The following is an 8,814-nucleotide window of genomic DNA, read 5'->3' on the forward strand; positions in this document are numbered from 1 at the left end:
ATCGAAGCGTCAGATTTGTTAGATGATTTCTTGGCAGAAGACAGCGATCAGATGACACCGGCCGAAGTGAAGAGCCAAGAAGATTTCTCAAGTCAAGACCAAGCTAAACTCGCTGCAGCCGACAAGGAAGCAGCGGAAGAAAATAGTAATGCGAAAAAACTTGAGCTAAGTAAATTAGAAGAGCAAGTTGCTAAGATTAAAGCGCAATTATCAAGTTTACAAGTTTCTGGTGACAAGAATAGTCAAGTCAAAGACTTGCAACAAGCTTTAGCAGACTATGAGGATGCTATTAAGACTCTAAGCAGTGTCATGTCGGCTGTTCTTGAAATTGAAGACTTTAAAGGTGGGGTGAACGCAGTAGAAGCTGCAACTGCAGAGTTGCCAGAATACAACAAAGGTGCAAATGCGGTAGAAGCTGCTGTAAATGAACTCCCAGCCTATGGCGAAAGTGGCGCTCCAGCAGTAGCGAATGTTCCAGCTTATGGAGAAAGTGGTTCCCCAATAGTAAACAATGCTCTGCCTTATGCAGAAAGTGGCGCTCCAGCCGTAGCGAATGTTCCAGCTTACGGAGAAAGCGGTACCCCAATAGTAAACAACACTCTGCCTTATGCAGAAAGTGGCGCCCCAGCCGTAGCAAATGTTCCAGTTTACGGAGAAAGTGGTACCCCAGTAGTAAACAACACTCTGCCTTATGCAGAAAGCGGTGCCCCAGCCGTAGCAAATGTTCCAGTTTATGCAGAAAGTGGTGCTCCGGCAGTGACTACTATTCCAGCCTATGCTGAAACGATTGAAGCTGCAGTAAATGAAGTTCCAGAATACACTGGCAGTGTAGCTCCTTTGGCTACAAGCCCTACTCTTGGAACTGAACAAGATCGTACCTACAAAGCGCCTGCAGCAACGGATGAACAACTCCTTCCAAATACAGGAAGCCAAGATGCTTCAGCAGTTGCATCGCTAGGATTTATTGGTCTCCTTCTTGGTTTGCTACCATTTGCAAAGAGAAAATTGAACAAATAAATCGCATGAAATCAATAAAAGAAAAGGATTTGAATAGTCCTTTTCTTTTTTATGGTGAAATAGGAACAAGTCCACGTTTTTCAGCTCTTTCCGATGGTATTTTTCCCCTCTTTCCTTTATAATGGGTGTATGGACAAGAAAAAATTATTATTAATTGATGGATCTTCAGTTGCTTTTCGAGCTTTTTTTGCGCTCTATCAGCAGTTGGATCGTTTTAAAAATGCTAATGGCCTTCATACCAATGCAATCTATGGCTTTCAACTCATGTTGAATCATGTCTTAGAGCGGGTTGAGCCCAGTCATGTTTTGGTAGCCTTTGATGCAGGTAAGACGACTTTTCGAACAGAGATGTATGCAGACTACAAAGGTGGCCGTGCTAAAACTCCAGATGAGTTTCGTGAGCAATTTCCCTTCATTCGTGAGTTGTTAGACCATCTTGGGATTCGCCATTATGAGTTGGCCCAGTATGAAGCGGATGATATCATCGGGACTTTAGGCCGTTTGGCTGAGAAGGATTCTTTTGATGTGACAATCGTTAGCGGAGATAAGGATTTGATCCAGTTGACGGATGAGCATACGGTGGTCGAGATTTCTAAGAAAGGTGTGGCTGAGTTTGAGGCCTTTACGCCGGACTATCTCATGGAAAAGATGGGCCTCACGCCAGCTCAGTTCATTGATCTTAAGGCCCTCATGGGGGATAAGTCTGATAATATCCCTGGTGTCACGAAAGTCGGTGAAAAGACGGGTATCAAGCTCTTGCTGGAACATGGTTCGCTCGAGGGTATTTATGAAAATATCGATGGGATGAAGGCTTCTAAGATGAAGGAAAATCTCATCAATGACAAGGAACAAGCCTTTTTGTCTAAAACCTTGGCGACCATTGAAACTCAGGCACCAATTGAGATTGGCCTTGATGATTTGGTATATAATGGCCCAGATGTGGAAAATCTCGGGAAATTCTACGATGAGATGGGCTTCAAACAGCTCAAACAAGCTCTAAATGTTTCGTCGAAGGATGCGCCTGAGAGCTTGGATTTCACTATTGTTGACCAAGTCAGTCAAGACATGCTGAGTGCCGACTCTATCTTCCACTTTGAACTCTTTGGTGAAAATTACCATACAGATGATTTGGTTGGTTTTGCCTGGTCCTGTGGGGATAAACTTTACACTACAGATAAACTTGAGCTCTTGCAGGAGCCGATTCTCAAGGATTTTCTAGAAAAAACACCTCTGAAAGTGTATGACTTTAAAAAAGCGAAGGTTCTTTTAAATCGCTTGGGTTTGAATCTGCAGGCCCCTGCTTTTGACAACCGTTTGGCAAAATACTTACTCTCAACAGTCGAGAACAATGAAATCTCAACCATTGCGACTCTCTACGGTCAAACATACTTGGTCGATGATGAGACTTTCTACGGTAAGGGGGTCAAGAAAGCTATCCCTGAGAGAGAGAAATTCTTGGAACACCTAGCTCGCAAGGTTGCTGTATTGGTTGAGACGGAGCCGGTTTTACTTGAAAAACTCAGTGAACATGGGCAATTAGACCTTCTCTATGACATGGAGCAACCTCTGGCTTTTGTCCTTGCCAAGATGGAAATCGCTGGGATCAAGGTCAAAAAAGAAACCCTGCTTGAGATGCAGGCTGAAAATGAGGTCGTCATTGAGCAACTCACCCAAGAGATTTATGAACTAGCTGGTGAGGAGTTTAATATCAACTCGCCTAAGCAGTTGGGCGTGCTTCTCTTTGAAAAACTGGGTCTTCCTCTAGAATACACTAAGAAAACCAAAACAGGTTACTCGACAGCGGTGGATGTGCTAGAGCGTCTGGCTCCTATTGCGCCAATTGTTAAGAAAATCCTCGACTACCGTCAGATTGCTAAGATCCAATCTACCTATGTGATTGGTTTGCAAGACTGGATTTTGGATGATGGCAAGATCCACACGCGCTATGTGCAAGATTTGACTCAGACCGGACGTTTGTCTAGTGTGGATCCAAACTTGCAAAATATACCTGTTCGTTTGGAACAAGGCCGTCTCATTCGTAAGGCTTTTGTACCTGAGTGGGAGGATAGTGTTCTTCTTAGCTCGGATTATTCACAGATTGAATTGCGCGTTTTGGCACACATCTCTAAAGACGAGCACTTAATTAAGGCCTTTCAAGAGGGAGCAGATATCCATACCTCGACGGCCATGCGGGTTTTTGGAATTGAACGCCCTGAGGATGTGACTCCAAACGACCGTCGTAATGCCAAGGCGGTTAACTTTGGAGTGGTTTACGGAATTTCAGACTTTGGCTTGTCTAATAATCTGGGCATCAGCCGTAAGGAAGCAAAAGCCTACATTGATACTTACTTTGAACGCTTCCCAGGTATTAAAAACTACATGGACGAGGTGGTGCGTGAGGCGCGTGATAAGGGCTATGTAGAGACCCTCTTCAAGCGTCGTCGTGAGTTGCCGGATATCAATTCGCGCAACTTCAACATTCGTGGTTTTGCAGAGCGGACTGCCATCAACTCTCCTATTCAGGGTTCAGCAGCAGATATTCTCAAGATTGCTATGATCCGGCTAGACAAAGCCTTGGTTGCAGGTGGTTATCAGACCAAGATGCTGTTGCAAGTGCATGATGAAATCGTCCTTGAAGTTCCGAAATCAGAACTAGCAGCTGTCAAAGCTCTAGTGAAACAAACCATGGAAGAAGCCATCCAACTCAGTGTTCCACTCATTGCTGATGAGAATGAAGGAGCAACTTGGTACGAGGCTAAATAAGAAAGTTATGAAAGAGTTTGAAGGGCGTGCCTTCAAACTCTTTTTCATAGTTTTCTGTAAGCAGTTTCCTTGACTTTTCCTTGTATTTGCGTTACTATATGTCCATATAAGATATGGGAGTCTGTGTACAGTCTGAGAGGAAGTGTTAAACTTCGACCGCACCTGATCTGGGTAATGCCAGCGTAGGGAACGATACTTAGCCGAATTCTGCACCTTTTCCATATATGGAAGGGGTTTTCTTTTTGTCAAAAGGAAACCTGAGAAAAGGAGGTTTTTATGAAAGCAAGCATTGCCTTGCAAGTCTTGCCCCTATCGCAGGGGGTTGATCGAATTGCTATTATCGATCAGGTTATTACTTATCTGCAAGCTCAGTCCGTGACCGTGGTAGTGACACCATTTGAAACGGTATTGGAAGGGGAGTTGGATGAGCTCATGCGTATTCTCAAAGACGCACTAGAAGTGGCAGGGCAGGAGGCAGATAATGTCTTTGCCAATGTCAAAATAAATGTAGGAGAAATTTTAAGTATTGATGAGAAACTTGAAAAGTATACTGAGACGTCACATTAGTCTATTTGGTTTTCTAGGAGTCTTGTCAATCTGGCAGTTAGCGGGAATATTCAAACTTTTACCCAAGTTTATCCTGCCAACCCCTTTTGAAATTCTCCAGGCCTTTGTTCGTGACAGAGAATTTCTCTGGCACCATAGCTGGGCGACCTTGAGAGTGGCTTTACTCGGACTAGTCTTAGGAGTCTTGATTGCCTGTATCATGGCTGTGCTTATGGACAGTCTGACTTGGCTCAATGATCTTATCTACCCTATGATGGTGGTTGTTCAGACCATTCCGACCATTGCCATAGCACCTATCCTAGTCTTATGGCTAGGCTATGGAATTTTGCCCAAGATTGTCTTGATTATCCTGACGACAACCTTCCCTATCATTGTCAGTATTTTGGACGGTTTTAGACATTGTGACAAGGATATGCTGACTTTGTTTAGTCTGATGCGAGCCAAGCCTTGGCAAATCCTGTGGCATTTTAAAATCCCTGTCAGTCTGCCTTACTTTTATGCAGGTCTGAGGGTCAGTGTCTCCTACGCCTTTATCACAACCGTGGTGTCCGAGTGGCTAGGAGGTTTTGAAGGTCTTGGTGTTTATATGATTCAGTCTAAGAAACTGTTTCAGTATGATACCATGTTTGCCATTATTATTCTGGTGTCGATTATCAGCCTTTTGGGTATGAAGCTGGTCGATATCAGCGAAAAATATGTGATTAAATGGAAACGTTCATAGAATAAGAATGTTTCAAAAAAGAAAAGAGGAAATAAAATGAAGAAAACATGGAAAGTGTTTTTAACGCTTGTGACAGCTCTTGTAGCTGTCGTGCTGGTGGCTTGTGGTCAAGGGACTGCTTCTAAGGACAATAAAGAAGCAGAACTCAAAAAGATTGACTTTATCCTAGACTGGACGCCAAATACTAACCACACTGGACTTTATGTAGCCAAGGAGAAAGGCTATTTCAAAGAAGCTGGAGTGGATGTTGACTTGAAATTGCCACCTGAAGAAAGCTCATCTGACTTGGTGATCAATGGCAAGGCGCCGTTTGCTATCTATTTCCAAGACTACATGGCTAAAAAATTGGAAAAAGGAGCAGGGATTACTGCCGTTGCTGCTATCGTTGAACATAATACATCTGGAATCATCTCACGCAAATCTGACAATGTCACCAGTCCAAAAGACTTGGTTGGTAAGAAATACGGAACTTGGAATGACCCAACGGAACTGGCTATGTTGAAAACCTTGGTAGAATCACAAGGAGGAGACTTTGAGAAGGTCGAAAAAGTACCAAACAACGACTCAAACTCTATCACACCAATTGCCAATGGCGTTTTTGACACTGCTTGGATCTACTACGGTTGGGATGGTATCCTTGCCAAATCTCAAGGCGTAGAGGCTAACTTCATGTATTTGAAAGACTATGTCAAGGAGTTTGACTACTACTCACCCGTTATCATCGCAAACAATGACTATCTAAAAGACAACAAGGAAGAAGCTCGTAAAGTCATCCAAGCCATCAAAAAAGGCTACCAATATGCCATGGAGCATCCAGAAGAAGCTGCAGATATCCTCATCAAGAATGCACCTGAACTCAAGGAAAAACGTGACTTTGTCATCGAATCTCAAAAATACTTGTCAAAAGAATACGCAAGTGACAAGGAAAAATGGGGACAATTTGATGCAGCTCGCTGGAATGCCTTCTACAAATGGGACAAAGAAAATGGTATCCTTAAAGAAGACTTGACTGACAAAGGTTTCACTAATGAATTTGTAAAATAATGACAGAAATTAGACTAGAACACGTAAGCTATGCCTATGGCGATGAAAAGATTTTAGAGGACATCAACCTGCAGGTGACTTCGGGTGAAGTGGTTTCTATCCTAGGTCCAAGTGGTGTTGGAAAGACCACTCTCTTTAACCTAATCGCTGGGATTTTAAAAGTCCAGTCGGGGAGAATTGTCCTTGATGGCGAGGAAAATCCTAAGGGGCGCGTGAGTTATATGCTGCAAAAGGATCTCCTCTTGGAGCACAAGACGGTGCTTGGCAATATCATCTTGCCCCTCTTGATTCAAAAGGTGGATAAGGCGGAGGCCATTGCCCGAGCGGATGAGATCCTTGCGACCTTCCAGTTGACAGCTGTACGGGATAAGTATCCTCACGAACTCAGTGGAGGGATGCGTCAGCGTGTAGCCTTGCTCCGGACCTATCTTTTTGGGCACAAGCTCTTTCTTCTTGACGAAGCCTTTAGTGCCTTGGATGAGATGACCAAGATGGAACTCCACTCTTGGTATCTGGAGATTCACAAACAGCTACAGCTGACGACCCTCATCATCACGCATAGTATCGAAGAGGCCCTCAATCTCAGCGACCGCATCTATATCTTGAAAAATCGTCCTGGACAGATTGTCTCTGAAGTCAAACTAGATTGGCCCCAGAACGAAGACAAGGAAGTCCAAAAAATTGCCTACAAACGGCAAATATTAGCAGAATTGGGATTAAATACGTAGCCTTTTAGGAAATTAGTATATATTAAATACAAGCGAAATCCTTGCTTGGATTTAATTGTTTCAAAGCTGATGAACATGCATGATTAGGCTTAATATTTAAAGAAATGGTAAGTTAATATAAAAATAATTAAATTTTAGTTGACATTTTGTAATGGAACTGTATAATATAATTGAACCATTATAGACAATAAGGAGGATAATGTGGTGAAAAAGAGAACTAGTAAACTCTTTCATGGCTTGATGGCCTTGCTACTGGTTGTGTCGGTCTTTTTGCCTGCACTCAAAGTTAGCACAGTTGTTCAAGCGGAGGAACTACCAGCGAGCAGTTACACAATGAAAACTGTTTCAAAAATCAACAATAACAAACTTGTTGATGGCGCTAAGTACGGGGAAGGTAAATTCTATCTTCAACCAACTTATAGTTTCCCAAATGATGTAACCCTCAAAGATGGGGATTACATGGTGTATCATGTTCCAAACGAATTTAAAATTGAAAAAGATTCTACTACGGAATTGAAAGCACCAGATGGGCAAACAACTATTGCTGAATTGACAACTAGTAAAGCAGATAACACAGCTACTGTCAAAGTGACAAATGCTGCTTACTTTGCTAATTTGTCAGAGAACAAGGAGATTACTGCCCTGTTTACAGTCGTTTGGGCAGATAGTGTTAAACTAAACACTCCTTATCAAATTAATATCCCAGGTGACCAAGTTTACACTTTGACTCGTATCGTCCCAGATGATGACCCAACTGGATTTACTAAATGGGGAGTTCAAGACTCAGACGACCCGAACTACGTAAACTGGCGTATCCGTGTTAACCGCTATGCAAAATCTTACACAGGGGTTAAACTCGAAGATACTATTCCAGAAGGACAAGTTCTTGCAAGTGAAATTACTGGTTACTACTTTACTGAGTGGAACAAAGCTGAAGCTCGTCCAAGACTAGAAGCTGCCCATATCAACGTTGTTGATGGAAATCACTTTACCATCACTCCAAACGGTGATGGCACAATGGACGGACAAGGTCTCTATATCCTATATAAAACTCGTCTAACTGCTCCAGTTGACAATGCAACTAAAAAAGCATTTAACGATGTAAAAGCGATAACCGATCAAGAAACATTTGATGTTCATGGATTTGCTGCTTTGACAACTACAGAAGGTATCGGTTCAGGTGCGAAGTCTGATGAGGTTGAATTCCAAGTTAAGAAAAAACTTGAAGGAAAAACTCTTGAGGCAGATGCATTTACTTTCCAATTGATTGCTCCAGATGGTTCTGTAACTGAAGCTAAAAACGATGCTGAAGGAAATGTTAAATTCCCAGCAGTTAAATTCTCTAATGAAGGTACATTCAAATACCAAATTAAAGAAGTAAATGACAACAAACCTGGCTATACATACGATGATTCAGTACTTGAAGCAGAAGTTACTGTAGCAAACGTGTATGGTCAAAAGATTGCAAGTGTTAAATATAAAGATTCTAAGAAAGAATTTACAAACACATACGCTGCTAAAGAAGCAAAACTTCAACTTGAAGCTAAGAAAGTCTTGAACGGTAAAGCTATCGAGGCTGGCCAATTTGAATTTGAGTTGAAAGAAAACGGAACAGTTCTCCACACTGTTTCAAACGATGCAAACGGTAAGATTCAATTCCCAGAACTTACCTTCACAAAAGAAGAAACTCGTACATTCACTATCTCTGAAAAAGCAGGTGATGTAGCCGGAGTTGAATACGATCCAAATGCTTATGAAGTAACAGTAGTCGTTAAAGATAACGGCCAAGGTCAACTTGTTGCAACTGCAACAGGCGCAGACAACCTTACTTTCACGAACGTTTATAAAGCTAAACCAGCAAAAGCTACCATCACAGCTACTAAAGTCTTGAATGGTAAAGCGCTTGAAGCAGACAAATATGAGTTTGAACTTAAAGAAGGCAACAAAGTCGTTGCGACAGCTAAAAACGCTGCA

7 protein-coding genes and 1 riboswitch are annotated in these 8,814 nt (G+C 42.4%); all 7 genes read left to right on the top strand.

What is annotated here, in order from left to right:
• Nucleotides 1-1,017: SIALI-17 repeat-containing surface protein (locus HMPREF2991_RS11200; RefSeq protein ID WP_257371874.1), on the top strand; the 1,017-nt coding region annotated here is incomplete at its 5' end.
• A gap of 129 nt (nucleotides 1,018-1,146) precedes the next feature.
• On the top strand, nucleotides 1,147-3,780 hold the full coding sequence (gene polA / locus HMPREF2991_RS05140) for a DNA polymerase I (protein WP_070569561.1): 2,634 nt from the start codon (nucleotides 1,147-1,149) through the stop codon (nucleotides 3,778-3,780).
• Between the two features lie 103 nt (nucleotides 3,781-3,883).
• Nucleotides 3,884-3,986, top strand: a riboswitch (TPP riboswitch).
• Between the two features lie 70 nt (nucleotides 3,987-4,056).
• Nucleotides 4,057-4,347, top strand: coding sequence for a thiamine-binding protein (locus HMPREF2991_RS05145; protein ID WP_000647689.1), 291 nt, complete (start codon nucleotides 4,057-4,059; stop codon nucleotides 4,345-4,347).
• Nucleotides 4,310-5,068: an ABC transporter permease gene (locus tag HMPREF2991_RS05150; protein WP_070569558.1), complete on the top strand. Its 759-nt coding sequence runs from the start codon at nucleotides 4,310-4,312 to the stop codon at nucleotides 5,066-5,068. The genes HMPREF2991_RS05145 and HMPREF2991_RS05150 overlap by 38 nt, the downstream gene beginning before the upstream one ends.
• 36 nt (nucleotides 5,069-5,104) lie before the next feature.
• Nucleotides 5,105-6,112, top strand: coding sequence for an ABC transporter substrate-binding protein (locus HMPREF2991_RS05155; RefSeq protein ID WP_070569555.1), 1,008 nt, complete (start codon nucleotides 5,105-5,107; stop codon nucleotides 6,110-6,112).
• On the top strand, nucleotides 6,112-6,840 hold the full coding sequence (locus tag HMPREF2991_RS05160; RefSeq protein ID WP_000136209.1) for an ABC transporter ATP-binding protein: 729 nt from the start codon (nucleotides 6,112-6,114) through the stop codon (nucleotides 6,838-6,840). The genes HMPREF2991_RS05155 and HMPREF2991_RS05160 overlap by 1 nt, the downstream gene beginning before the upstream one ends.
• 204 nt (nucleotides 6,841-7,044) lie before the next feature.
• The coding region (locus tag HMPREF2991_RS05165; protein WP_257371875.1) for a Spy0128 family protein at nucleotides 7,045-8,814 on the top strand (1,770 nt) is incomplete at its 3' end.

The organism is Streptococcus sp. HMSC072D07 (genome assembly GCF_001814835.1).
Taxonomy (GTDB): Bacteria; Bacillota; Bacilli; order Lactobacillales; family Streptococcaceae; genus Streptococcus.

What these genes read in the sequence shown, in the direction of transcription:
- polA (WP_070569561.1), top strand. Translation starts at nt 1,147, where the DNA reads ATGGACAAGAAAAAATTATTATTAATTGATGGATCTTCAGTTGCTTTT.
- HMPREF2991_RS05145 (WP_000647689.1), top strand. Translation starts at nt 4,057, where the DNA reads ATGAAAGCAAGCATTGCCTTGCAAGTCTTGCCCCTATCGCAGGGGGTT.
- HMPREF2991_RS05150 (WP_070569558.1), top strand. Translation starts at nt 4,310, where the DNA reads ATGAGAAACTTGAAAAGTATACTGAGACGTCACATTAGTCTATTTGGT.
- HMPREF2991_RS05155 (WP_070569555.1), top strand. Translation starts at nt 5,105, where the DNA reads ATGAAGAAAACATGGAAAGTGTTTTTAACGCTTGTGACAGCTCTTGTA.
- HMPREF2991_RS05160 (WP_000136209.1), top strand. Translation starts at nt 6,112, where the DNA reads ATGACAGAAATTAGACTAGAACACGTAAGCTATGCCTATGGCGATGAA.